The sequence below is a fragment of the Vibrio sp. T9 genome (assembly GCF_003123985.1).
Taxonomy (GTDB): domain Bacteria; phylum Pseudomonadota; class Gammaproteobacteria; order Enterobacterales; family Vibrionaceae; genus Vibrio; species Vibrio diabolicus.
The window spans coordinates 334081-357206 of sequence record NZ_NIGY01000005.1 but is presented as its reverse complement, the minus strand read 5'-3'; the positions used below and the strand labels follow the sequence as shown (position 1 = coordinate 357206).

Sequence of the window (23126 nt, the reverse complement as noted above, 5' to 3'; positions counted from 1 at the left end):
CGTGTTGTCTCCGGCGCGGTTTTTAAACCAAGGAAAAAATTTTATGGATAAAGATCATAGCCTAAGAGAGAACCTCTTGGCTCTGACGCTCGGCAGTGCGTTAGTGTCGCTTGGGGTAATATTTTTCAGCAAAGTAGGATTGCTCACCGGCGGTACGGCTGGTTTGGCGATCTTCCTTACCAAAGTGAGTGACTTCAGCTTTGGTCAGATATTTTTCGCTCTCAACCTCCCTTTTTATATTTTGTCTGTAATGCGCATGGGATGGCGCTTCACCATTAATACCTTCATTGCGGTCTCGATTGTTTCTTTTGCGGTCGATCATCTGCACCATGTGATTGAAATTTCACGAATCGAACCTTTCTATGCAGCACTTCTAGGTGGTGGGTTAATTGGAATAGGTATGTTGGTGATTTTCCGTCACAAGATGAGTTTAGGCGGTTTTAACATTCTAGCGTTGTACCTTCAGGAACGTTTTGGGATTCGAGCTGGTAAAGTTCAGATGGCGCTCGATTGTGCCATCGTAGTGATGTCGCTGTTCATTGTGGATGTGCACCTTATCGCTCTATCCGTCCTGGGTGCCGTGGCGACAAACTTGATTTTGGCGATGAACCATAAACCAGGACGATACCAGGCAAAAGCGCAAATAGCATAATCAACATCGTGTAATGAGTGAACTTACAAAATATGAGCCCCGAGCCATTCGCTCGGGGCTTTTTTATTCAACGTTGAGATCATGTCAACGAACTCGTTGCGCAGTATTGCTGCATCCCCACATCCACTTGAGCTTTATATTTCTGGCTAAGATGGAAGTGTACTTGCATCAGCAAATCATGCGCATGGAACAGCTCAAACGCGTCGCCACCATTTTGCTGACAAATGGCTTCGCAGCGCTCGGCATGCTGCTTGGCTTGTCCGGCTTCACCCGCTTTGAGTAAACTCATCGCTAAGCGATACTCTGCACGTTCTTCTTGCATCCAACCACCCGCCACTTTCCAGTAATCCAACGCGAGCTTGGCCGCTTCTAGCATCCTCGATTTTTCCACATTCGTGCGCTCAGCCAGCGCTTCATACTGACACGCCAAGTTGTTTGCTGTGATTGCAATAGAGCTTGCTAGCGGCCCTTCAGCATCTTGTGGTGTCATACCTAGCGCGGCTTTCGCCAGCCATTGGCTCGCCAGTTCAAGCTGAGCAAGCGCAGAAAGTTCATTCGAAATCAAAGCGTAAACTCGTCGTTGGTCTTGCTCTGCTAACAACCCCACACAGTCAGTGCCATCAACGAAAAAGCGCGCAACGGCAATACTGCGTTGCAATGCCGAACTCTCGGCAACCTTGCGTTCATCAAAGTGCTCTAAACAGGTAAGAAACTGTTCTGGGCACTGGAGGTGACCAATCGCGGTGTGCAGCATCAATGCGAATATTCGCTCGAGGTGGCTAACGTTTTCCACCTCACTCAGAGCCGTTTCCAATTGAGCATAAGTTTGTTCGGGCTGTGCTTCGTGATGCTGCCAACACTCACTCATGAATGCATCAAAATCCGTTTTGAAAGGCATGTCCTTATTATCCTTTTTCTATTCGTATAACGAATATGAAACTCTACACTATCGTTTCCCCTGTGCAGCACGCTTAGTCACAATATGAGAATCGCCTCACTTAAAGCGGTGTACCTTGCTCCAACGCAAGTAAACGTTGCTTGCGCTCTACTCCACCAGCATACCCTGTCAATTTACCGCTTTTGCCAATAACGCGATGACAAGGCACCACGATAGAAATAGGATTTTTGCCGTTTGCCAACCCAACAGCGCGCACAGCTTTAGGGTTGCCAATCGCGTTGGCGAGATCTTGATAGCTCCACGTTTCGCCGTATGGAATGGTCGTTAGTGCCTGCCAAACTCGATTTTGAAAATCCGTGCCTGTAGCCGCCAAAGGCAGATCAAATTCATTGCGTAGGCCAGAAAAATATTCATTCAACTGGGTAACAGCTTGGCGCAAAACCGGATGTTGATCGTCTCGCGCTCCCAGTTCACTCGGCTTAGTGGTGCATGTTTCAAACCAAATGCCAAGCAAGCCCTCAGCGTTAGATTGGATGGTCACCGTTCCTAATAGGCTCGGCATTTCGGTATAAAATGTTTTCATGATTGATTCCATAAGTGAAACGTTGCGTAGCTTCCCCAAGGGGCCGCAGTATGCGTATTCAGTGATGGGTAACGCTGCATCGCCTTTTTCACCACTAAGTCTTTATCTAAAAAGCAATCGGGTTGAGATTGCCCTCGCAGTTGAGCATAACTGACTGTCCAAGGTCCAATGCCTTTCAAGACTAGCCACTGCTGAGGTTCGGCTTCTGAGTTGTCCTGCATGAACTGGGCGAAGCGCACTAGCGTCTCTTTACGGCTTTGCGGCATGCGCAAAAAGCTCACGTCGGTATTCGCTATCGCATCTGGTGTCGGGAAAAAGCGTTTTTCTGACTCTCCACTAAGTGTGGTCACCAATAAGTTAAGTTGACCAATCGCCGCTTTAACCGACACTTGTTGGCCTAAAATCGCTCGAACTCCAGCCTCCCATGCATTCCATACACCAGGAATCCGAATACCTTTACTCGACACAAGCCCTGGTGCGACATAATCCAAATGCTGCTCGACAGTACAAATATCGGCGTCGAGATCGAACATACGACGAATGTCAGACACCAAGTTTTGCAGCTTCGTTACATCTTCAATTTCAAACGCTAGCTCTAGGTACCCTTCACCTTTGGTCGCTTTAAACCATGCTTTACTGGTATCCAGACAAACGTTGCGCTGATAACTCTCATCACTCACCAGCTCAACCCCCTCAATCGCTCGTAAACGGTAGAAGTTCAACATGTGCTGCCAATTCAATTCACCTCGATAAGGCAAGGCAATTCGATTGCTACCCATACCGTCAAACTCTTTGCGACGGACTTGAGAAGGCGTCAATTTGAGAAACTTTTGGAAAGCATCGTTAAAGCGGCGTGTACTATTAAAACCGGCGGCGAAGCCTACTTCCGTGACCGACATAGAACTGGAATGAAGTAACTGTTTGGCGAACATTAATTGTTGATATTGCGCATACTGCTTGGGTGACATGCCTAGATACTGCTCAAACAACATACGTAAGTAGCGATCCGAAATCCCAACACGCCCTGCTAGCTCAGACACCGAGTGGTGATGCAACTCCCCTCGATCAATTAACGAAATCGCTCGTTGAAAGGTCGTTTCTACGCCTTTCCATGCCCAGGAACCCGGCGCGCTATCAGGTCGACAGCGCAAACAAGGACGGTACCCCGCTTGGAGAGCTTGCGCTTTATCGGTGAAGTACTCTACATTTTCTTCTTTAGGTAAATTAGCCGGACAAATTGGGCGACAAAAGATCCCCGTTGTTTTCACAGCCACATAAAATCGCCCATCAAAGCGGCTGTCTCGCGCGACTCGCGCCTTATGACACTGCTCGAAAGTCAGTGAGGTATGGGGGTGAATAAACATAGTGCTTTCCTTGCTCATGCCTTTTGTCATTTATTGTTCATAGGCATAGTTCAATATAATGTTATTGTAGCTTGCTTAAGCGTCTACAATTAGCCATTTTCGGAACTCAATATTGAGATTTATTGGCATTAGCGCTTTTGTACACTAAAGTTAGATTCAGAACATCACAACAACGTCGGCTAAAGGGAATTGGCATGGACTTACACACTTGCGTAATTGTACTAAGAAACCAAAAGGTTATTACCAGTAAATCCGTAGATCATTCAATTGGAATTATCGAACGAGACTCAGATAACGAGATCTCAGAAATTCAAATTAATGCCACGGATGGACGTAATATTCGAACCTATCACTACAACAATGTAGAGGAGTCACTAGAGAGCTTAATGAACCTCTGACGGTTTTCTTTAACACACCTTTCTCCCTTGTAAATAGCGAAAGCAATAGAGCACAGCAACCTGTGCTCTTTTTTTTTGTTTAACAGCAAAAATGTTTATCGAAAATAATGATGGAACCTGATTTAAAACACGACAAAACTGGCATAAAAAACTCATAAAAAACACTCAAGCAACTGATTAAAAATAACAAAAATCCATTATTCAATTTTTTAGAACGAGTTTATCAAAATACTCCCGTTATTTTTATTCTCACCGCCACCTAAACTGTTCTCAACAGCACGGGAGCACACGCTTCCCACTCATTGAAAAGAGTCAGAGGACAGAATCATGAAAGCACTATTACAGAAAATCACCACTTCAAACGCAGGTTACAGCGCACTATCACTTCGCATTCCAATCGGCATTATCTTTATGGCGCACGGCGCACAAAAACTGTTTGGTTGGTTTGGTGGCTATGGGTTAGAAGGTACAGGTCAGTGGATGGCATCCATCGGTTTAGGTCCTGGCGTGCTAATGGCATTCCTTGCTGGCAGCGCAGAGTTCTTTGGCGGCTTGTTCATCTTGCTTGGCCTACTAACTCGCCCAGCAGCCGTTGCTTTAGCGTTCACGATGGTGGTAGCGATATTCTCCGTCCACTTTGAAAACGGTTTGTTCATGGCAAACAACGGTTACGAGTTTGGCTTAGCTTTACTGGCAGCAAGTGTTTCACTGGCGTTTTCTGGCGCAGGTAAGGCCGCGCTAGATAACTTCTTGAACAAAAAACTCTCTTAGGGAGGCTCTATGATTACGGTAAGACATGCAGCAGACCGAGGTCGAGCAAACTTTGGCTGGCTTGATAGCAGACATACGTTTTCTTTCGGTAGCTATTACGATCCTCAACATATGGGCTTTTCTGAGCTGAGAGTCATTAATGACGATGTAGTCCAACCTGGCGCAGGTTTTGATACACATGGCCATCGTGATATGGAGATCATCAGCTATGTGCTGGAAGGTGTTATCGCGCACAAAGACAGCGAAGGTAACGTGAAAACATTACCTGCCGGGGAATTCCAACTCATGTCGGCAGGGAAAGGGATTTACCACAGTGAGTACAATGCGTCGAACCGCGACACGCTGCGCTTTCTACAAATTTGGATTCAGCCAAATACATTTGGAACCAAACCAGGTTATCAGCAAAAAGACTTTGGTCGCACGCCTGGACTAACAACTATCGCGACTCCAACAGGAGAAAACGGTACGCTACTTATTAAGCAAGATGCCACATTACATCAGTTAATTCTTGAACCAAATAGCGAACTTAACTTTGAGATAGAATCGGGTAGAAACTTATTCGTTCACCAAGTAACGGGAAGCCTTAGCATCGACAATACCACCTTGACGGCGGGCGACGGCGCGAAGGTCGAACAGCAAAGTAAGGTTGTTTTACGCAATACATCGAACGAGAGCACAACCGCCCTGCTATTTGACTTGCCATAACTATCGATTCATCGAGATAAAAAGAAAGCCGCCTGGATTTTCCAAGGCGGCTTTTTAATTTCTCTGACTTTTCACTCAACGCTATTCGTCGGAAGTGCCGGAACCAATTTGCTGAAAACTGTAAGCCGTCAGTGGATCAATCTCTTTGACAATTTCTTCCACTTGCTTAATCGCGTCTACAGACGAGCTAGCTTTACGATAGCTCAAATAGATAGGGCGACACCAATCTTCTACGCCAGACACCTTGTGAAGCTGCCCATTGGCGATAAAGGGCTCTACCAGAGAGATGGGTAAGTAAGCGGCACCGCCCTTCTCTAAAATAAAGTCCAATGCTATACGCGCTGTTGAGGTGCGCAGATACGGAGCCGGGATCTTAGGGTGACGTTCAGAATGTTCTGATGAGAAGCGCGTTCCCCAATCCACATACACGTATTTGTTTTCAAAAACGGTGTCTAAAGAGTCTTTCTCAGTCGATACCAGAACGAGAACAACATCGGCCACTTTTTTGCAGTTAAGCTCATCAGCTTTGATTTGGTCGAACGCAAATGCCATATCTAACGTGCGCTCTAGCAAGCTGCGACTGAGCATTTCCCGCCCCATCACTTCTGCCATGAAGCCATAGCCTCCAAATGAATCTGTGACGACACTTAAACAGTTCTGCAAGTAGGCGTCCCAAATATTTGGCGTACCGCCTAACGTTAATTGCAGCGCTTTGCCATCTTCAAGCGATAACTCTAGCTTCGCTTGTTGCAATGTGGTGACCATCACCTCTGCATAACTGATTAAGCGCTCACCTGCAGAGGTCAACTTTATGTTATTTCGATCACGAATAAACAATTGCGTATCGAAGTAACTTTCCAATTGTTTGATACGTGCGCTCACTGCAGCTTGGGTAATATAAAGATTCTCAGCGGCGCGTCCGAAGTGACGAACCCTTGCCAGCTCTAAAAATGTTCGAAAGACTTTTACATCCATAAACCATCTCCTGGTTAATATAAAACCAGATTAACAACTAATTAAAATCATGACGACAAAAAAGTTTTGTTTTTCTTTTGTTAGCTTTACGCCTAATTTTCGCCGTAGTTCACTACATTCATCAATAACGGTTACAGAGGCTGTTGACATGTCTGACACTGAATTCCGTCATGGCAAAAAACGTTTTTACGACAACGTAAAATTCCCACGCGGCTTTGCAAAGTCTGGCGATTTTACTCTCTCGGAAGAGGAAATCCTAACAATTTATGGGGATACTATGCTTGGCTTAGAGTCAGGCGAATTAACACCTGAAAATAGCGAAGAGAAACACTTCATCAAGGTGCTAGAAAACCCAGGCAAAGCAAAAACAAAACTTGAGCGTACGTGGCTAAAGTACACCCAACTTGCTCGTGGTCGCAAGCGCTTCCACACGCTAAATGGTCGTAATAAGCCTGACGCGACAGAAGATTACATTGAAGAGAGTTTGGTCGAAGACGATTAATAACCAAATAAACTAATTCTCGCCTTTTTCTAGCAGTAGGTAATAGGCGAAAGCTCGTTTGGTTTGACTGAGCGAGCAAAACAAGCTCATTTCTTCTCCTAAAGCCCAAGGGCGCGTTCTCCCAAGGGCTTTTTTAGTATTTAGTGCTAGTCTACTTGGCAAGCATCGCGATCTTTTTCAAAAAGCTCTCTTTCAAGTGCTCTTGGTCGTACTCCAATTGATAGGTATTGTGGAAGCCAACCTTTAGCTCAACACCATTCCCTCGTAAGAAAACGTTGTACCCGTCGTAATCGGAAAACGCTTCTACACCTTCATACATTTTGCCAAATTCGGTTGGTGTACCGTTGTTCATCACACATTCGTAAGCCTGTAGTACTTTGCTCGGATCTAACTCATTTTTCATACCGAATTCCTCACTGGTTTACACATTTCAATTATGGTTAAGGAATGAGCGTCGTGCCATGTCCATCCCATAATATTTGAAGTTCGTGTGCGGTTTCACACTCTGTAGGTTGTTAAAAAACAAGGTTAAGTGCGAAGACAGAACTTAATTTAGATCATAAATTTTATCTGTCAATTCGTCAGTTTCATAATGCAATTTCTTTGTAAAAAATCGGCTTATAAAAGCATTTAGATATAAAAACAGTCGATAAAATCAACACTGGTTAAAGAAAAAGCAAAATTTTGACCTAAAACAATAGCAGTTCGTCATTACTTATTTTATAATGCGAATTAATGTTTCGGTACATCGTAAATTCCAATAACTAGGGGCACAAAATGAGACTTATCCCGTTAACTCGAGCAGCACAAGTAGGTAAGTGGGCAGCTGCGCATATCGCTAAGCGTATCAACGACTTTAAACCTACTGCTGAGCGTCCATTCGTTCTGGGTCTACCAACTGGTGGCACTCCTCTAGCAACCTACAAAGCCTTAATCGAGCTTTACCAAGCCGGCGAAGTGAGCTTCAAAAACGTCGTGACTTTCAACATGGATGAGTACATTGGCATCCCTGCAGATCACCCAGAGTCTTACCGCTCGTTCATGTACAACAACTTCTTTAATCACATTGATATCCAAGAAGAAAACATCAACCTACTGAACGGTAACACTGACGATCACGACGCAGAATGTAAGCGTTACGAAGACAAAATTAAGTCTTACGGCAAGATCAACCTGTTCATGGGCGGCGTGGGTAACGACGGTCACATCGCGTTCAACGAGCCAGCGTCATCTCTGTCTTCTCGTACTCGCATCAAGACACTGACTGAAGACACTCGCATTGCGAACTCTCGCTTCTTTGACGGCGATATCAACCAAGTGCCTAAATACGCACTGACTATCGGTGTGGGTACACTGCTAGACGCAGAAGAAGTGATGATTCTGGTAACAGGTCATAACAAAGCTCAAGCACTTGAAGCAGCAGTAGAAGGTTGTGTAAACCACCTATGGACGGTTTCTGCACTTCAACTTCACCCTAAAGCAGTGATTGTATGTGACGAGCCAGCTCAACAAGAACTGAAAGTGAAGACAGTGAAGTACTTCTCGGAGCTAGAAGCGGAAAACATCAAAGGTTTTTAATCCATAGGATGACAGCCTAGATGCACACTAAAATACGAAACCCGTGATCAATCACGGGTTTTTTCTTATCTGAACAGCGGGCTTAAGTCGTTAATAAGCTTTAATACCAAACTGACGAAGACGCTTAGGCAGCACTTCATCTAACTTGTCTAGTTCACTCGGTTCGACTTCGATAAGGTTAAAATGATGCTGCTCATAAACAGTACGAATGGTCTCACGGTCAGCCTCAGCCATCTCCCCAGTATCACTTCCCCAAAACTGTAAATAGACTTTACCGCCTGGAAAATAAAAATCACTGGTGACATCTTGGTCAATCGGCAGCTGACGTTCATAAGCGTGCACCACACCAGCCAAGTACAGCCAGTTGTCGATGAGCAACTCCCCCTTAGAGCGCACGTAATGCCCATCTAATGTTCGGTGTTTGGCTTCAAACTTTTGGCGAAAGCTTGAGTAAGATTTATCCGTGGAGTGTGACTCCGCATCTTGCCCTAAAAATTCAATGACAGACTGCTTAAGACGCTTATTACGCAGCACCACATCGTGCCATACGACAAAGGTATTTTGTGTCTCTTTATCGGTTCTTTGCTGGCCACCAGCGCGTATACCAGCTTCAGTGACACTCCAACCTTCTTCAGATTTGGCGATCCACCCCAACTCACTCAACAGTTGGTTCATGCGCTTCGCATTCAGTTTCAGCTTTTCACCCAGCTGCGTGGCGCTTAATGTTTTCCCTGAGCTGGAAGTCAGCTCAATATGTAAATTGGTCGGCCAGACGATGAACTGGCCAAATTTAGGGTGATCCACATACTCGCCGCCAAACTTGGCGCCTTCTTCCGTCAGAATCCATTTTTCGTCTTGGCGAACAATGTAGCCAGCACGTTTGAGATCGGCAAACAACAGCTTGGCTTCAACCTTACGCATTTTCGCTAATGCCGACGTCGATATTTTTTCAGACATGTGGGTACCTCATGCTGCTGTAAAACTGAACACTATGTCATCATAGTAACGTATTGATTTCACGGCTTGAAGTCAGAGAAACAAGATTTCGTGTTACAAATAGCAAAGCCAGCGTATAGGTGCTGGCTTTGTTATTTCGGTAAAAAAGCGAATGTTATTTAATAAAAGCGATGCATCCTTGCAAAATCACTAAATTCACAATGTCGATGAAGAATGCACCGACAATTGGAACCACCATAAATGCTTGTGGTGATGGACCATAACGACTCACGATAGAGCCCATATTCATGACCGCAGTCGGTGTGGCACCTAAACCGAAACCACAATGTCCACTGGCGATCACCGCGGCATCGTAATTACTGCCCATCATGCGGAATGTTATGTAATAAGTGAACACCGCGAGTACGGCCGACTGAATAGCAAGAATAATAAGGAACGGGATCGCAAGATCAAAGATATTCCACAATTTCAAGCTCATCAGAGCCATGGCAAGGAACAGCGATAGCGAAACCGTACCAAGAATATCAACGGTTTCTAAATCAACCTTGCGCACCTTGGTCACTTCCATGATGTTGGTGATGACAACACCAATAAACAGCGCATAAACAAAATCTGGGATCATTAACCACTTGATGCCAAAACTGCTCACCCAACTCTCTAGATAGCTCGCGCCTGTCACGCAAAGCAAAATAATGGATAAGCTTTCTACAACTCTTTTCGCCGTGACACGATCTTCTTCATGTTCGTTATAGGTCACCAATTCAGGGAAACTCTGATGGCTTTGGTTGGTGCGTCCGTATTCCGATTCTAAGTTGTGCTTGTTGAGTAACTTTTGCGCGACAGGGCTGCCAATAATCCCGCCCATGACCAAGCCAAACGTAGCAGAAGCCATCGCCACTTCTAGGACATTGTGCAAACCATACATTTCTTGAAAAGTTTGCGACCACGCCGCACCAGTTCCATGTCCGCCAGAAAGCGTAATAGAGCCGGCGATCAACCCCATGAGTGGATCTAACCCCAATGCGGTTGCTAAGGATACGCCGACCGCATTTTGGATAAGAATGTAGACCGATGCCACAACAAGGAAGATGAAAACTTTCGCACCGCCTTTAATCAGTTGGGTGTAATTCGCGGCTAAGCCAACCGTCGCAAAAAACATCAGCATAAAGGTGTTTTGCAGTGGCAAATCAAATGATACATCCACACCATTTAAGTGCATCGTCGTGATCACGCAAGCCACAACTAGACCACCAACAATTGGCTCTGGGATATTGAATTTCTTTAAGGTTGGTAATTTGGTGTTAATGAACTGCCCTAAAAATAACACGCAAATTGCGACGAGAAACGACTCTTGTGGGCCGATAGATATTACCTGATTCATGAGACCTCTTTACTCTCCTCTTTCTCATTCATTGAGCAAGCGCTCAACGTGAGATAGGTGCCTAAGTCAATCAGATTGCCTCTCGAACCTTTTGTTTTCTAGGGTGTATTTGCCACAAATTCTCATCAAGTAAGAAATGGATGCACCCAAAATCCCACTGATTATCATTATATGAGAATACCAATACCAAGCTGGTGGTAAATACCTTGATTGGATTAGAAAAATAACACTTCTCAACTTATGAGAAGTGTCTAATTTATGTTCACAATAAAGTCTTCAAAATAGCTATCACATAGGTAGATATTTAGGGAAAGCGAAGGCTGGAACATACGCTTAATTTTAAATTATTACTTTCTCTCCGGCACACTAGGTGTTATACCTATATATAACACCATTTCAGCCAAGAGATTCACTCATGACCAATTGGCATGATCGCCAACCGATTTTTCGACAGTTGGCTGACCAGATCACTCAACAAATACTGCAAGGTATCTGGCAAGAAGGCGATGCTCTGCCCTCTGTTCGTAGCATCTCTGCGGATATGAAAATTAACCACCTCACCGTTATGAAAGGCTATCAATTGCTTGTTGATGAGGGGTTAGTGGAGAAAAAACGCGGTCAAGGTATGTTTGTCGCTTCAGGGGCAAAACTAAAATTGCTCGCAGACGAGAAGGCACGTTTTCTTCAACAACAAATTCCGCAGATAGCCGACACAATACAGCGTCTGGATATGTCACTCGACGAATTCATTCAACAACTAAAACCACACTTGAAAGGTGACCAATGAGCGCATTAGTCAGTGTAAAAAACGTCTCCAAGCAATATCAGCAACAAGGAGAAGCACTGCATGAAGTGAGTTTCGACCTACATGCAGGACAAGTACTTGGCTTACTCGGCCATAATGGCGCAGGTAAATCAACGCTTATTAATGCCCTACTCGGCGCACATGAATATCAAGGCACTGTTCGTATCAACGGATTTGAACCCATTATGCAACGCGACAAAATAATGCAGAGCTTGTCCTACATCTCGGATGTGAACGTTCTGCCAGATTGGATGACTGTCGCTCAACTGCTTAACTATACCGAAGGCGTGCATCCAGGGTTCAATCGCGTCCAAGCAGATACGCTGCTTCGTCAAACGGACATCAAACCTCGTGCGCGCATCAAATCTTTATCCAAAGGGATGAAGGTGCAATTGCACCTCGCGATTGTAATCGCGACTAACACCCAAATCCTCATATTGGATGAGCCGACACTCGGGTTAGATCTCGTGTATCGTGATACGTTTTATCGTCACTTATTAGAATGGTTTCACGACGGCGAGCGCGTGTTGATCATCGCCAGTCATGAAGTATCAGAGATTGAGCACTTACTGACTGATGTGCTGATTCTCAAGCATGGCCGCCCTGTACTACAAACCTCGATGGATAGTATCAGTGAAGACTACTTCATCCTTGAGGCCAGCGACGAATACCGCACACAAATTGAAGCGATGAACCCACTGTCGTCACAAAAAGGGCTCGGTTCAACGAAATGGTTACTCACTGCCCAGTATGCCCAACAAGCAGAAACAATGGGGGCCATCCATGGGGTGAAGTTAGCGGATCTATTTTTAGCATTGCAGAAGGAGGCAGCGTAATGCGTTCAGTTGTCGCGATGTTGCAAAAAGAGTGGTTAGAAAACCCTCTTGTTTTACGTATTCCACTGTTTGTGTTGGCATGTGGACTTATCCTCTTTGTCAGTTTAATGAGTAACAACACACTACAACACAATATGTTTTTTCAAATGAGCTTTGGTGGTGATGTCAGTGACATTCACAAAGAGCTTGGTGACGATGTAAACATGTTGATTACCGGCGGGGCGGGACTGCTGTCTATCTTGTTAGCCGTTCAATACTTCCCGAGAACACTGCGCAAAGAGCGTGCGGAGGGCAGTATTATGTTTTGGCGTAGTATGCCGGTCAGCGACATAAAAACTCACTTAGTGAAGCTAGGGTTTGGCTTATTGGTGATTCCGCTCGTTTGCTCGGCGCTCGTACTCGCAGCAGATTTGATGTTGTGGTTGCTGAACATCTCTACCGATCACCAACTGGCTTTATTGTACCGCCAAGCCTCGTTAGGTTACGTGCTGCTGCATTGGGGAGAGTTTTTAATCAGAATGTTATTCGCCGGTATTCTACTGTTACCGCTGGCATTAACCGCAATGGCTATTTCTCAGAAAGTGAACTCACCACTGGTCATTTTGTTTATCGCCATTTATGCGCTGCGCTGGATGCCAATCGCACTATTTGGCTATTACGGCCTAGATCAGTTCTTCTCCGAAGTGCTTTACCTTCCACTGCACGCCATTGTTGCACCAAGCCCATTTAATGCAATTCCTCAGGCGGGCTGGTTAAACGTTGGCATTTACGCTTTCATCGGCGTTCTTGGTTGGACAGCTAGTCTCAAGTTCAGCCGAACCATTCAATAATCCGTCGTTCGATAAACGGCCAAAATCGAGCCATAAAAAAACGGTCACAACCTGTGTTGTGACCGTTTTTATTTCGACCTTAGGAGATCATGAACTTAAATTTAACCAAGGAATGAAATGTAACCTTGTAAAATGATTAAGTTAACGATGTCGATAAAGAAAGCCCCCACAATTGGCACCACCATAAATGCCTGCGGCGACGGGCCAAATCGGTTAACGATAGAGCCCATGTTCATCACGGCTGTTGGGGTTGCCCCCAAGCCAAAACCACAGTGACCACCCGCAATAACCGCAGCGTCGTAATTGCGTCCCATCACTTTGAACGTAACGTAGTAAGTGAAGATAGCTAAGACCACAGACTGCACAGCCAAAATGACCAAGAATGGAATCGCTAAGTCAAAGATATTCCATAACTTCAAGCTCATTAATGCCATCGCCAAGAACAATGACAAAGAAACGGTACCGAGCATATCGACGGTTTCTGCATCTAACTTACGAAGCTTGGTCACCTCTAAGAAGTTCGTGATGATCACACCAATGAACAGCGCATATACAAAGTCTGGAATCATCAACCATGAGATTTCATACGTGCTGACCCATTGCTCAACATACTTCGCCCCAGTAACACAGATCAGTAGGAAGAAGAGTTTCTCCACCACTTTTTTCGCCGTTACTTTATCTTCTTCGTATTCGTTGTAGGTCACCAACTCAGGGAATTTTTCGTGAGTTTTGGCATCCCGACCACCACGACCATACTCCGATTCAATGCTGTTTTTTTCTACGAGGCGCTGTGCCACTGGGCTACCAATGATACCGCCGATGATCAAACCAAAAGTGGCTGATGCCATCGCAATTTCCAAAACGTTATCCAATCCATACACGTCTTGGAAGGTTTGTGACCACGCAGCACCTGTACCATGGCCACCAGACAGAGTAATCGAGCCAGCAATTAACCCCATCAAAGGATCTAAACCGAGCGCCGCCGCGAGTGAAACGCCAACGCCGTTTTGTATGATGATGTAAAACGATGCGACAGCTAAGAAGATAAAAACCTTCGCACCTCCTTTCATCAACTGAGTGTAATTTGCGGCCAAACCAACCGTCGCAAAAAACATTAACATAAACGTATTTTGTAACGGCAAATCGAACTCCAAGTCGATGCCGTTGAAATGAAGAGCAGTAATCATGCAGGCCACAATAAGGCCACCTACAATCGGCTCAGGTATGTTGAACTTCTTTAAAATCGGTAGCTTAGCATTAATAAAATGCCCCAGGAAAAGCACACTGATTGCGACCAAGAAGGACTCCAGTGCACCTACAGATATTAAATGATTCATATCGCCTCTTATTATTGTTCTCTTCATCCTCCGTAATGATCGAGTGTTAATTTAACCTTCATTCAATAGTAAATGTTCTCGCTTTACTGTTTCGAAAATACTCAAAAGTTGGTGTAGATGCGCCTTAGGCTAGTTTAAGGGACGCTCCTTTAGCGATGTGTCAGTTTTCCGCTGTTAGCAAGCCCTTAAATGTGAAAGGAGCCGATATAGCTCCTTCAAATGCCCCCTCGCAATACCTGTGCGTGACTGCTTGGGGTATAGTGTTGTGAGTAAATTCTGGGTGACACTTTCTGAACCACGTTGGGCTCCCTTACTTAAACAGAATGTGTCAATTACTATCAAACAAAGTTCCTTCCCGTTGTAACCTCTAAACGCCGAGATCGCGTTCAAAACAATTGGGTTTGCTTGTTCCTGTCGTAGTTTTTCAACTCTGGCTCATGGTGTGTAAACGAGCCGAATCCAAGGAAACTCTCAAGCTGCAACAAACGTTTTCGTCACAACGGAGCCGGATTATAACATATTGCTGATAATTTTCTTCAATTCAGTGATATTCACCAATCCCATGGTTTCATTCCATAATGATTAACTGCTGAATAGCATTTTTACAGACAAAAGAGCAAAGCCAATTCAGCTTAGCCTCACCAAAAAATAAACCTTAAAAGCCAATCACTTATCTATCGTCTCCTGAGTAAACGTGTTTTTATCGGCTTTCTTGAGGGCCCAGCAACCAAAATGTACGGTGTTGTCATGGTAGTCTTTCGAGGCTAACTACCCGATTCTGGGTGATAAAAACAATCCCAATTATGCATCACACAAAAACATGTATAATTTTTATGTAAGTTATTCAAATAACAAGAGCCCTACATGAAAATTCATTCGCTTTTCCCTGTGCTATTACTCTGTGCCATCTCATCTGCCACTGCAGCGGAAAATATCCGTATTGAATATTCTCCCGTGGAAACAACCCATGAAAACATCGCCCTGCAATCTATCCAAAACAGCGATGTAAACCCAATTTTTCTTGAGCTATCTCAGATCCACTTTCCATTTCACAAACCACTCACACTGGTTTACGGCGGAGAAGATGGCCCAATGTACGATCCCGATACGCACACGATACACATTCCCTACACTTTTTATTTGGAATCACTCAATTACTTCTCCAATAACCAGTATGAAGAACGCCTTGGAAAATCCCCAAAAACAGGGGCGTTAGATACGTTATTACACACCTTGCTTCATGAAGCCGGGCATGCTTACATCGAAGATCAAAACATCCCTATTCTCGGAAAAGAAGAAGATGCCGTCGATAATTTTGCCACGATCTTAATGATTGACTTCCTAGAAGATGGCGCAGAGATGGCCATTAGCGCCGCCGACATGTTCGCATTTGAGTCCGATGACAGACCGGACTACTACGACTTCGGTGAGTACATTGATGAGCACAGTTTTGATTTGCAACGCTACTTCTCTACCTTATGTTTGGTGTACGGCAGTGATCCGGAACAGTACAAGTCGCTTCTCGATGAAGTTGAAAAAGACTACCTACGTGATCGCAAAGACTTTTGCCAATACAACTATGAGAACATACGCGCGAATTGGAACCACTACCTGCAACATAATGAACCAAAAGAAAAATCGCCACGTAGAATTCAGTAAGACAAATCAAGTAAGACGATCGCAATGACAAAACTCACCATATTTTATGACGGAACTTGCCCACTGTGCGCCAAAGAAATGCACGCACTTAAGCGACGAGATGTAAAACAAGCGATAAAAATTGTCGATATCTACAGCGATGAATTTTCTGATTACCCACAGATAGACGCGCAAAAAGCCAATACGATTTTGCATGCGCTGAATGACAACAATGAACTGATACTTGGTCTTGATGTGACTCACCGAGCATGGCAGTTGGTAGGACGAGGTTGGCTATATGCTCCACTACGTTGGCCATTACTCAAGCCAATTGCAGACTGGCTTTACCTGCGCTTTGCCAACAATAGGTATCGTGTCTCATACTGGCTTACTGGTAGCTCCCGCTGCAACTCGGGCCAATGCTCTCGCTAATTGTGATCCTGCTTAAAAATGTGAGTCTCTCTCGTCCACGATCACCAACTTCCTGTACTTCTCACCCGCCAACTCGGTTAATCTGCAATCAGTACAAAAATAATTATTAACACTTTTATTTGGTAAAGCTATTGAAGTTTACCAGTTTGTAACGCTGCGCCGAGACGTAAGGAAGTACCTATGAATCTAACGATAAGAAAGCGACTTTATATTCTTTCCATCATTCCCGTGTTAACGATTGCTTTGGGTATGATGTGGTTTACCTACCTCCAAACCAGTACCTACAACCAACAACAAATCAATCATACGCACACGACGATGATGGCGATGAAGAAAGCGGAACTGAAAAACTATGTGCAGATGGCTCATTCCGCACTCAAACCATTATTGGATCGTAATGCCTCATTGCAAGAAGCCATTCCAGTGCTCAAAGAGCTAGAGTTCGGCCAATCAGGTTATATTTTTGCGTACGACTCAAAAGGTGTGCGTGTTGTTGTCGGAAAAAACAACAAAGGGGTTGGAGAAAACTTCTATAACCTTCAAGACAAAAAAGGCAACTACCTGATCCAAGACCTGTTGAAAAACGCCAAAACGGGTGACTTCACAACCTACTACTTCCCTAAGTTAGGGCAAACCGAAGCATTACCAAAACTCAGCTACTCCATGTTCATTCCCAAGTGGGATATTATGATTGGCACAGGTTTTTATACTGATGACATCGATGCGATCATTACAGAGATGGAAAACACAGCAAACGATGAGCTAAACAATACCTTAGCCGCTATTGCTATGTTTTGTGTCTCTATTGCCGTTGTCGTGGCCATTTTTGCCGTACTCGTCAACCGTAGCATTATGCGCCCTATCGAACAGTTTGACAGCTCAATCCAATCTTTCGCGCAAGGTGACGCCGACTTAACCGCGCGTATGGAAGAATCTAGCGTGCCAGAATTTAAGCAGCTCGCGCATAACTTCAATATCTTCGTTGAAAGCTTGCAAGGAATTATTAAGAGCGTCAGCCATGTCGGACAAGAGGTAGTATCAGAAACGAACAACATGTCTCAACGCGCCTCACAAGTGGATGAGTTGGCTTCTGGTCAACGTGAGGAAACGGAACAAGTCGCGACCGCAATGACAGAAATGACGGCCACCGCTCACGAGATCTCTGGCAACGCAAACCAAGCCGCCGATTCCGCTAAAAACGCCGATGACAACGCACAACAAGCGAAACACATCGTAGACTCCGCCGCTAATTCCGTTGAAGCGCTAGCGAATGAGGTATCTGAAGCAAGCACTGTAATTTCACGTCTAGAGAGTGACGTGCAGAACATCTCATCCTCACTTGAAGTCATCCAAGATATTGCTGAACAAACCAACTTGCTTGCGCTAAATGCCGCCATTGAAGCGGCACGAGCGGGCGACCAAGGACGCGGATTCGCAGTTGTAGCGGATGAAGTGCGTAAACTTGCAAGCCGCACTCAGGACAGCACAGGTGACATTCACAAGATGATCGATCAACTTAAAGCAGGATCGGATGCCGCAGTAAAAGCGATGGAATCTAGCCAAGCACGTGGCGAAGCGACAGTAGAAGAAGCACGTGCTGCATCGGTTGCGCTGCAAGATATTCAAGCAGCGATTGCGAATATCATGGACATGAACACGCTGATCGCTACCGCGACCGAAGAGCAAAGCCAAGTTGGACAAGAGATTTCACAACGCATCGAAGTCATTTCTCAGCAAAGTAGTCAATCGGCGCACCTTGCCAATCAAAATCGCTCGGGCAGCCAAAACCTCAATCACAAAGCCAACGAGCTTTACGACTTGGTGGGACGCTTCACGGTTTAACTTCCTTAACCATACTTAATAGTAGAAACAGCGACGCCTTAACGTCGCTGTTTTTATTTCTGCTATCCTCAAGCGACTTAGCTATAATGCCGCCAACTAAGCACCCACAAGGGCAAAACCAGATGATTACCATGACCACCAATTTCGGTGACATCGAAATTGAACTGAATCTAGAACGAGCGCCAGTTAGCTCAAAGAACTTCAAAAAATACTGTGAAGATGGCTTTTACGACGGCACCATTTTCCACCGCGTTATCGACGGCTTTATGATCCAAGGTGGCGGTCACACCGAAGACATGGCAGAAAAGCCAACACGCGCCCCAATCGCAAACGAAGCAAACCGTGGTCTAAAGAACCTTGTTGGCACTATCGCAATGGCGCGTACCGATGCACCGCACTCTGCAACGGCACAGTTCTTCATTAACCTGGAAGACAACGATTTCCTAGACCACACCGCAACCACTAACCTAGGCTGGGGTTACGCGGTATTTGGTAAAGTGACCGCGGGTATGGATGTCGTAAACCGCATCGCGAAAGTAAAAACGACCTCTAAGCTTGGTCACGATGATGTACCATGCGATCCAATCATTATTGAGAAAGTGACAGTCAGCGAATAAGCCCATTCGCCTCTTGGTAGAAATCGTCGCTATAAAACGAGAAAAGCGCCTAACGCCTTATGACTTAGGTGCTTTTTGTTTTTATGACTCAGCCTACTAGCTAGAGTTATTGATAGAAAAGCTCGGCTTTTGCTCCGACTAAATCAAGCTCGGAGCCTTGAAAATCAGCCAGATATTCAACAACAAGGTTGTACCCAACCCAATACCCCATGTATTTCGGCCAGCGGCTTTCATCGCTGCCAAGAAAGTAAGCGTCGAAGTTGTAATCTAAGCTGGTCAACTTGTCTTTCATCTCAGCATAGAAAGGGCGCCAATCTTGATCTTTGATTTTCTCAAACAAGCTCGGTGTGATGCCTCCATTCACCTTGCGTTCGAAATGACAAGCTAACCCTTCCATAATCAGCACATCACCAAGTGCAACGCCATTCTCTCCTGCTCGCATACGGAACAGGTGATGCAACTCATGCGCTAACACCGCAGCCAGTTCTTTCTCAATAACGTTTTTAATATCAGCACGTTGAGTATCAAGCAGAATCTCTACACGATAGGCGCTTAAGCAATAGCCACCAATCCCCGTCTGCGGTACGTCATTGCGATCAAACGGGCTAACAGTCAGGTCAACATTACTTAAATCGTTGTTACTTAAATCAAAGTAACTAGAAAGTTGTGAGCTCAGATCATCAAGTTTCTGATGCAAATACTCAGAGATTGGAGACAACTCTCCCGTCGCATTTAACAGGGTTACGCGATAACTCATTTATCTTCCTTGATAATGTGGGTTAAGAGCAGCGAGTTTACAGTGTAAAGAGTGAGCAGTTCTAGCAATTACATCCCTTTGAACAAACTTTGAGATGCACGACTCACCGGGAGCTTGTTTTCTCCAACGTGAACAAACATTCTGCCTGTAAAGTCTTTGTTTACCTTGCTAATTTTGCACACTTGCACAACGCTTGAGCGGTGCACTTGCCAGAACTGTTCTGGGTTAAGCTGCCCTATCAACTCTTTCAACGAGGTGCGAATCAAATACTCCTGCACTTTGCCTTGTCCTTGTTGTGCATACACAGAAACGTATTTTTCTTCCGCTTTGAAATACAACACATCAGACGTGGCGATCAGATGAATATCTTCCCCTTGCGTCGCTTTAATCCACTGTAAATACTGCGGCGTTTGTGGCGCGGATAATTGCTGCAACTGCTCTAACAGGCTGCTCATCTGCACATTGCTGCTCTCTTGTGTTCGCTTAGCAAGGCGTGCTTTCACTCTTTCACACGTCGTCAGGAGTCGCTCATCCGAGATAGGCTTAAGCAAATAATCGGCGGCATTTTGCTCAAAAGCTTTGATGGCGTAATCATCGTACGCGGTGACAAACACAATCAAAGGGGGATTGGCGAGTTGATTGAGCTTTTGTGCTAATGTCATGCCATCCAAAACTGGCATACGAATATCGAGAAACGCAATGTCAGGTTGGCTTTGCTCAATGGCTTGCAACGCTTGTTCACCATCTGCGACTTTGGCTATTACCTCTAGCTCAGGCCACACTTCAGCTAGGCTTTTATCAAGATGACGCCTCAATAGCGGTTCATCATCAGCAATAATGGCAGTAAACCCTGTATTCATTCCTTTCTTCCTTGCTTACGATTCCATTGGCCAGCTCAAGCGAACACAAACGCCACCCTGAGCAGACTCACTGATAACAACCTCTCCTTGCCCTGCGAACAAAGCTTCAACTCGCTGCTTGAGATTACTCAAACCCACGCCGGAGCCCATGTGCCCACTAACGTGATTTAAGCCAACACCTGTGTCTCTGACTTCAATCTGCAAGTTCTGTTGTTCGCGCTTTATGAGTAAACTGACTTCGCCGCCTTCTCGCTTTGGCTCAATACCGTGAACAATGGCATTCTCCACCAAAGGTTGCAACATCATCGGTGGCAGTTCTGTTGTTCCTAAACCGTCTTCTACTTCAATTTTGTAGCTTAGACGTCCATCCAGACGTATCTTCTGAATACTCAAGTAGGCTTCAATTAAGGCAATTTCATTCTCAATCGTGGTGTGCTCTTCACGTGAGCTTTTTAGCGTCGCACGTAATAGTGCGGTAAGTTGATCCAACATCTGCTTGGCCTTATCAACGTCCTGGGACATCAACGCGCTGATATTTGCCAAGGTATTAAATAGGAAATGCGGTTCAATCTGGCTTTGCATCTGTTTAAGCTGACTTAGCAACAGTGCACGTTCCTGCTCTGCCTTTTCACGCTTGATACTCTCTAATTCACGCTGAGCAATCGCTTCTTTCTCTCGTGAGTGGAAATAAAAGTAACACATGCCGCTGAATAACAAGCCCATCAGCAATACTGGCAGCATGCCCGAAATGCCGAAGTATTCACCGAGCCAAAACTGCGCATTAATGACGCCAAACAACAAACAGGCGGTCAGTGACAAAGCAATTTCTAGTCTACGAGGGATGCTAGGAAACAACTTGTCGACTAACCAAGAGAAGAACAAGGCGGAGTAACCAAAACCAAAGCTCACCAATACATGCACATAGTAAGGCCCCCCCCAAACAGACAATGTCATTACCGAGATAAACAAACAGAATAAAGTCGTGACAACCACACTGCGTAGCCATCCACTTTCTACCATTAACTTAGCTGAATACATTTAGAATTTACCTTTGATGTTAAATACAATCATATGCTTATCATTGATTTGTGCGTAAGCAGATTGGTCGTCTCCGGTTAAAAAGCGTGCGGCAACTTCCACTTCTACACTTTGATCGCCAGTATCAATCCATTGGTACTTAAGCCACTGCATGACGATCACACCACCATCTTGTGGCGACAGCATCACATCCAACGTAGGGGTTACATCACTTAGCCAGCCCATATCCCCTTTGCCGTTCCATGCAGCCCATGCTTCCACATCCCAACTCCAGTGCAGCATTACGTTATGCTGAACGATATTGGCATGCTGAAACCCTTGGGCGTAGCTTGTCGCAAGTAGAGCGCTGCTAGCCAACAGAGAGTTGTTAGGATCAGGGATCTGAGAGAGTAATTCGCCACGCTCTATTGCTTGTTGCCATTCGCTTTTCGACCATGCACGACTGTCGTACCAATATTCAGCGATCACGTTGTGTCCAGCTTGGTTTGCCCAGTTCACCCCAACTAAAGCTTGGAATGCGCTTCCCTGCTCCTCAACTGAAACGGGTTGGTAAAGATCATCCTGCTGAAACTGATAGCCGACACTTTGCTTTTGCCACAGCATGGAACCGTGCATGGCGATGGATTCATCCCACACGGCAATGGCACTGGCTCCGAGTAAACCTCGGCGCACATCATCGTAATAACCAATAAGTTGATACTCGGTGTCTCCCACCAGCGCATAACGACGAATACCAACACCTTGTTGCTCTGCGGCTTGATCAAGTGCACTTTGGTCTTGTTGCCCCCAGCTTGAATCGGTCGCAATGACGGTCCATTCGCCGGCCATATCGTAGTGTGAAAGTGAAAACACACCCGCGCCCTCTTCTGCGACTAAGCCAACAGGGTTTTGTCGATACGGCTTAAACAGATCCAAAGGTCGGTAGCCATAACCTACGCCCCAATCCACGCGCAACTTACCTAAGCTCACATCAACAGTGGTATCGCCGACTTGCCACTCCCCTAGCCAAGCCAGCTCTCGAATCAGCAATTGGTTATCAGCTTCACTCCACCAATCACTATCTCCTTGTTGATTGAGGTACAAACCTTGGCTGTACAGAGCAAACAAGCCACTGAAGTTTTGATAGTTCACCTGCACATCCAAGAGTGCATTAAGTGAATCACGAGAACTGCCCTGCGCCTGCATAAATGCGCTGTCACGCTGCTTGGCAGTTTCGTAACTGACAGCCCAATCCCACTCAAAACTCAGCTCATCATTGGCAAAAGCAGGGGCTGACGCGCCCACACACAATGAGGCAGCAATCAACAGACTGGTGCTTTTGTTAAGGTTAGACTGGTGCGATTTCATGTGACTTCCTTGCTCGTTTTCAT

The 23126-nt window shown here is 45.3% G+C and carries 25 protein-coding genes; 13 read left to right on the top strand and 12 right to left on the bottom strand.

Going from position 1 to position 23126, the window contains the following annotated elements; translation table 11 throughout:
- The first annotated feature begins 43 nt into the window (after positions 1–43).
- The gene (locus CBX98_RS12460) at positions 44–652 is read left to right on the top strand and encodes a YitT family protein (protein ID WP_006740933.1); all 609 of its coding nucleotides are present in this window, start codon (positions 44–46) and stop codon (positions 650–652) included.
- A gap of 79 nt (positions 653–731) precedes the next feature.
- Here CBX98_RS12460 and CBX98_RS12455 read toward each other — a convergent pair whose 3' ends face one another.
- The 3 genes from CBX98_RS12455 to CBX98_RS12445 all read right to left on the bottom strand — a co-directional run bounded on the left by CBX98_RS12455 (position 732) and on the right by CBX98_RS12445 (position 3497).
- Positions 732–1550 carry a hypothetical protein gene (locus CBX98_RS12455; RefSeq protein WP_109169335.1) on the bottom strand — a complete coding sequence of 273 codons (819 nt, stop codon included), beginning with the start codon at positions 1548–1550 and terminating at the stop codon, positions 732–734.
- A gap of 100 nt (positions 1551–1650) precedes the next feature.
- Positions 1651–2133 (bottom strand): methylated-DNA--[protein]-cysteine S-methyltransferase, encoded by a 483-nt coding sequence (locus tag CBX98_RS12450; protein ID WP_109169334.1) that lies wholly within the window; start codon positions 2131–2133, stop codon positions 1651–1653.
- Positions 2130–3497: an AlkA N-terminal domain-containing protein gene (locus CBX98_RS12445; protein WP_109169333.1), complete on the bottom strand. Its 1368-nt coding sequence runs from the start codon at positions 3495–3497 to the stop codon at positions 2130–2132. The genes CBX98_RS12450 and CBX98_RS12445 overlap by 4 nt, the downstream gene beginning before the upstream one ends.
- 194 nt (positions 3498–3691) lie before the next feature.
- Between CBX98_RS12445 and CBX98_RS12440 the strand changes: the two genes are divergently transcribed.
- From CBX98_RS12440 to CBX98_RS12430, 3 genes are all read left to right on the top strand, one after another.
- A complete protein-coding gene (locus CBX98_RS12440; protein ID WP_017633816.1) occupies positions 3692–3895 on the top strand; it encodes a hypothetical protein in 204 nt (67 codons plus the stop codon).
- A 327-nt stretch (positions 3896–4222) separates the two neighbouring features.
- On the top strand, positions 4223–4666 hold the full coding sequence (locus CBX98_RS12435; protein ID WP_006740929.1) for a DoxX family protein: 444 nt from the start codon (positions 4223–4225) through the stop codon (positions 4664–4666).
- Positions 4667–4675: 9 nt separating this feature from the next.
- Positions 4676–5371 (top strand): pirin family protein, encoded by a 696-nt coding sequence (locus CBX98_RS12430; RefSeq protein WP_109169332.1) that lies wholly within the window; start codon positions 4676–4678, stop codon positions 5369–5371.
- Positions 5372–5452: 81 nt separating this feature from the next.
- Here CBX98_RS12430 and CBX98_RS12425 read toward each other — a convergent pair whose 3' ends face one another.
- The gene (locus CBX98_RS12425) at positions 5453–6346 is read right to left on the bottom strand and encodes a LysR family transcriptional regulator (RefSeq protein WP_005374436.1); all 894 of its coding nucleotides are present in this window, start codon (positions 6344–6346) and stop codon (positions 5453–5455) included.
- Positions 6347–6494: 148 nt separating this feature from the next.
- On the opposite strand from CBX98_RS12425, the gene CBX98_RS12420 reads away from it, so the two are divergent.
- Positions 6495–6848 (top strand): DUF413 domain-containing protein, encoded by a 354-nt coding sequence (locus CBX98_RS12420; RefSeq protein ID WP_005392041.1) that lies wholly within the window; start codon positions 6495–6497, stop codon positions 6846–6848.
- Between the two features lie 151 nt (positions 6849–6999).
- On the opposite strand, the gene CBX98_RS12415 is transcribed toward CBX98_RS12420, so the two are convergent.
- Positions 7000–7251, bottom strand: coding sequence for a DUF3081 domain-containing protein (locus tag CBX98_RS12415; protein WP_005392042.1), 252 nt, complete (start codon positions 7249–7251; stop codon positions 7000–7002).
- Between the two features lie 374 nt (positions 7252–7625).
- On the opposite strand from CBX98_RS12415, the gene nagB reads away from it, so the two are divergent.
- Positions 7626–8426, top strand: coding sequence for a glucosamine-6-phosphate deaminase (gene nagB / locus CBX98_RS12410; protein WP_006740926.1), 801 nt, complete (start codon positions 7626–7628; stop codon positions 8424–8426).
- A 90-nt stretch (positions 8427–8516) separates the two neighbouring features.
- On the opposite strand, the gene CBX98_RS12405 is transcribed toward nagB, so the two are convergent.
- Together CBX98_RS12405 and gltS (CBX98_RS12400) are read right to left on the bottom strand one after the other, a co-directional pair.
- Positions 8517–9383 carry a glycerol kinase gene (locus CBX98_RS12405; RefSeq protein ID WP_109169331.1) on the bottom strand — a complete coding sequence of 289 codons (867 nt, stop codon included), beginning with the start codon at positions 9381–9383 and terminating at the stop codon, positions 8517–8519.
- 154 nt (positions 9384–9537) lie between these two features.
- The gene (gene gltS, locus CBX98_RS12400) at positions 9538–10764 is read right to left on the bottom strand and encodes a sodium/glutamate symporter (protein ID WP_046875620.1); all 1227 of its coding nucleotides are present in this window, start codon (positions 10762–10764) and stop codon (positions 9538–9540) included.
- Between the two features lie 415 nt (positions 10765–11179).
- Between gltS (CBX98_RS12400) and CBX98_RS12395 the strand changes: the two genes are divergently transcribed.
- The 3 genes from CBX98_RS12395 to CBX98_RS12385 are packed head-to-tail and all read left to right on the top strand — an operon-like array spanning position 11180 to position 13235.
- Positions 11180–11551, top strand: coding sequence for a GntR family transcriptional regulator (locus tag CBX98_RS12395; protein ID WP_005392046.1), 372 nt, complete (start codon positions 11180–11182; stop codon positions 11549–11551).
- On the top strand, positions 11548–12405 hold the full coding sequence (locus CBX98_RS12390; RefSeq protein ID WP_109169330.1) for an ABC transporter ATP-binding protein: 858 nt from the start codon (positions 11548–11550) through the stop codon (positions 12403–12405). Before CBX98_RS12395 ends, CBX98_RS12390 begins: the two co-directional genes overlap by 4 nt.
- The gene (locus tag CBX98_RS12385) at positions 12405–13235 is read left to right on the top strand and encodes a hypothetical protein (RefSeq protein ID WP_109169329.1); all 831 of its coding nucleotides are present in this window, start codon (positions 12405–12407) and stop codon (positions 13233–13235) included. Before CBX98_RS12390 ends, CBX98_RS12385 begins: the two co-directional genes overlap by 1 nt.
- 101 nt (positions 13236–13336) lie before the next feature.
- Here the strand turns inward: CBX98_RS12385 and gltS (CBX98_RS12380) are convergent, their stop codons facing one another.
- A complete protein-coding gene (gene gltS / locus CBX98_RS12380; RefSeq protein ID WP_006740921.1) occupies positions 13337–14572 on the bottom strand; it encodes a sodium/glutamate symporter in 1236 nt (411 codons plus the stop codon).
- A gap of 864 nt (positions 14573–15436) precedes the next feature.
- Here gltS (CBX98_RS12380) and CBX98_RS12375 point away from each other — a divergent pair.
- The 4 genes from CBX98_RS12375 to CBX98_RS12360 all read left to right on the top strand — a co-directional run bounded on the left by CBX98_RS12375 (position 15437) and on the right by CBX98_RS12360 (position 19101).
- A complete protein-coding gene (locus CBX98_RS12375; protein WP_109169328.1) occupies positions 15437–16231 on the top strand; it encodes a DUF4344 domain-containing metallopeptidase in 795 nt (264 codons plus the stop codon).
- Between the two features lie 24 nt (positions 16232–16255).
- Positions 16256–16642: a DUF393 domain-containing protein gene (locus CBX98_RS12370; RefSeq protein WP_005392063.1), complete on the top strand. Its 387-nt coding sequence runs from the start codon at positions 16256–16258 to the stop codon at positions 16640–16642.
- A 180-nt stretch (positions 16643–16822) separates the two neighbouring features.
- Positions 16823–18484 carry a methyl-accepting chemotaxis protein gene (locus tag CBX98_RS12365; RefSeq protein WP_005392065.1) on the top strand — a complete coding sequence of 554 codons (1662 nt, stop codon included), beginning with the start codon at positions 16823–16825 and terminating at the stop codon, positions 18482–18484.
- Between the two features lie 122 nt (positions 18485–18606).
- The gene (locus CBX98_RS12360) at positions 18607–19101 is read left to right on the top strand and encodes a peptidylprolyl isomerase (protein WP_109169412.1); all 495 of its coding nucleotides are present in this window, start codon (positions 18607–18609) and stop codon (positions 19099–19101) included.
- A 106-nt stretch (positions 19102–19207) separates the two neighbouring features.
- On the opposite strand, the gene CBX98_RS12355 is transcribed toward CBX98_RS12360, so the two are convergent.
- The 4 genes from CBX98_RS12355 to CBX98_RS12340 form a co-directional block, all read right to left on the bottom strand.
- Positions 19208–19858: a DUF2268 domain-containing putative Zn-dependent protease gene (locus CBX98_RS12355; RefSeq protein WP_109169327.1), complete on the bottom strand. Its 651-nt coding sequence runs from the start codon at positions 19856–19858 to the stop codon at positions 19208–19210.
- Between the two features lie 68 nt (positions 19859–19926).
- Complete coding sequence (locus CBX98_RS12350) at positions 19927–20718, bottom strand: LytTR family DNA-binding domain-containing protein (RefSeq protein WP_109169326.1); 792 nt, start codon at positions 20716–20718, stop codon at positions 19927–19929.
- 15 nt (positions 20719–20733) lie between these two features.
- Positions 20734–21756, bottom strand: a complete 1023-nt coding sequence (locus CBX98_RS12345) for a sensor histidine kinase (RefSeq protein ID WP_065645240.1) — start codon at positions 21754–21756, stop codon at positions 20734–20736.
- Positions 21757–23103 (bottom strand): hypothetical protein, encoded by a 1347-nt coding sequence (locus CBX98_RS12340; protein ID WP_109169325.1) that lies wholly within the window; start codon positions 23101–23103, stop codon positions 21757–21759. It lies immediately after the preceding gene.
- Positions 23104–23126: the final 23 nt, after the last annotated feature.

Coding starts and splice junctions, on each gene's coding strand:
- CBX98_RS12450 (WP_109169334.1), bottom strand. CDS start 2,133: ATGAAAACATTTTATACCGAAATGCCGAGCCTATTAGGAACGGTGACC.
- nagB (WP_006740926.1), top strand. CDS start 7,626: ATGAGACTTATCCCGTTAACTCGAGCAGCACAAGTAGGTAAGTGGGCA.
- CBX98_RS12390 (WP_109169330.1), top strand. CDS start 11,548: ATGAGCGCATTAGTCAGTGTAAAAAACGTCTCCAAGCAATATCAGCAA.
- CBX98_RS12440 (WP_017633816.1), top strand. CDS start 3,692: ATGGACTTACACACTTGCGTAATTGTACTAAGAAACCAAAAGGTTATT.
- CBX98_RS12405 (WP_109169331.1), bottom strand. CDS start 9,383: ATGTCTGAAAAAATATCGACGTCGGCATTAGCGAAAATGCGTAAGGTT.
- CBX98_RS12365 (WP_005392065.1), top strand. CDS start 16,823: ATGAATCTAACGATAAGAAAGCGACTTTATATTCTTTCCATCATTCCC.
- gltS (WP_006740921.1), bottom strand. CDS start 14,572: ATGAATCATTTAATATCTGTAGGTGCACTGGAGTCCTTCTTGGTCGCA.
- CBX98_RS12370 (WP_005392063.1), top strand. CDS start 16,256: ATGACAAAACTCACCATATTTTATGACGGAACTTGCCCACTGTGCGCC.
- CBX98_RS12435 (WP_006740929.1), top strand. CDS start 4,223: ATGAAAGCACTATTACAGAAAATCACCACTTCAAACGCAGGTTACAGC.
- CBX98_RS12425 (WP_005374436.1), bottom strand. CDS start 6,346: ATGGATGTAAAAGTCTTTCGAACATTTTTAGAGCTGGCAAGGGTTCGT.
- CBX98_RS12420 (WP_005392041.1), top strand. CDS start 6,495: ATGTCTGACACTGAATTCCGTCATGGCAAAAAACGTTTTTACGACAAC.
- CBX98_RS12415 (WP_005392042.1), bottom strand. CDS start 7,251: ATGAAAAATGAGTTAGATCCGAGCAAAGTACTACAGGCTTACGAATGT.
- CBX98_RS12395 (WP_005392046.1), top strand. CDS start 11,180: ATGACCAATTGGCATGATCGCCAACCGATTTTTCGACAGTTGGCTGAC.
- CBX98_RS12445 (WP_109169333.1), bottom strand. CDS start 3,497: ATGTTTATTCACCCCCATACCTCACTGACTTTCGAGCAGTGTCATAAG.
- CBX98_RS12455 (WP_109169335.1), bottom strand. CDS start 1,550: ATGCCTTTCAAAACGGATTTTGATGCATTCATGAGTGAGTGTTGGCAG.
- CBX98_RS12355 (WP_109169327.1), bottom strand. CDS start 19,858: ATGAGTTATCGCGTAACCCTGTTAAATGCGACGGGAGAGTTGTCTCCA.
- CBX98_RS12350 (WP_109169326.1), bottom strand. CDS start 20,718: ATGAATACAGGGTTTACTGCCATTATTGCTGATGATGAACCGCTATTG.
- gltS (WP_046875620.1), bottom strand. CDS start 10,764: ATGAATCAGGTAATATCTATCGGCCCACAAGAGTCGTTTCTCGTCGCA.
- CBX98_RS12460 (WP_006740933.1), top strand. CDS start 44: ATGGATAAAGATCATAGCCTAAGAGAGAACCTCTTGGCTCTGACGCTC.
- CBX98_RS12385 (WP_109169329.1), top strand. CDS start 12,405: ATGCGTTCAGTTGTCGCGATGTTGCAAAAAGAGTGGTTAGAAAACCCT.
- CBX98_RS12360 (WP_109169412.1), top strand. CDS start 18,607: ATGATTACCATGACCACCAATTTCGGTGACATCGAAATTGAACTGAAT.
- CBX98_RS12375 (WP_109169328.1), top strand. CDS start 15,437: ATGAAAATTCATTCGCTTTTCCCTGTGCTATTACTCTGTGCCATCTCA.
- CBX98_RS12345 (WP_065645240.1), bottom strand. CDS start 21,756: ATGTATTCAGCTAAGTTAATGGTAGAAAGTGGATGGCTACGCAGTGTG.
- CBX98_RS12430 (WP_109169332.1), top strand. CDS start 4,676: ATGATTACGGTAAGACATGCAGCAGACCGAGGTCGAGCAAACTTTGGC.
- CBX98_RS12340 (WP_109169325.1), bottom strand. CDS start 23,103: ATGAAATCGCACCAGTCTAACCTTAACAAAAGCACCAGTCTGTTGATT.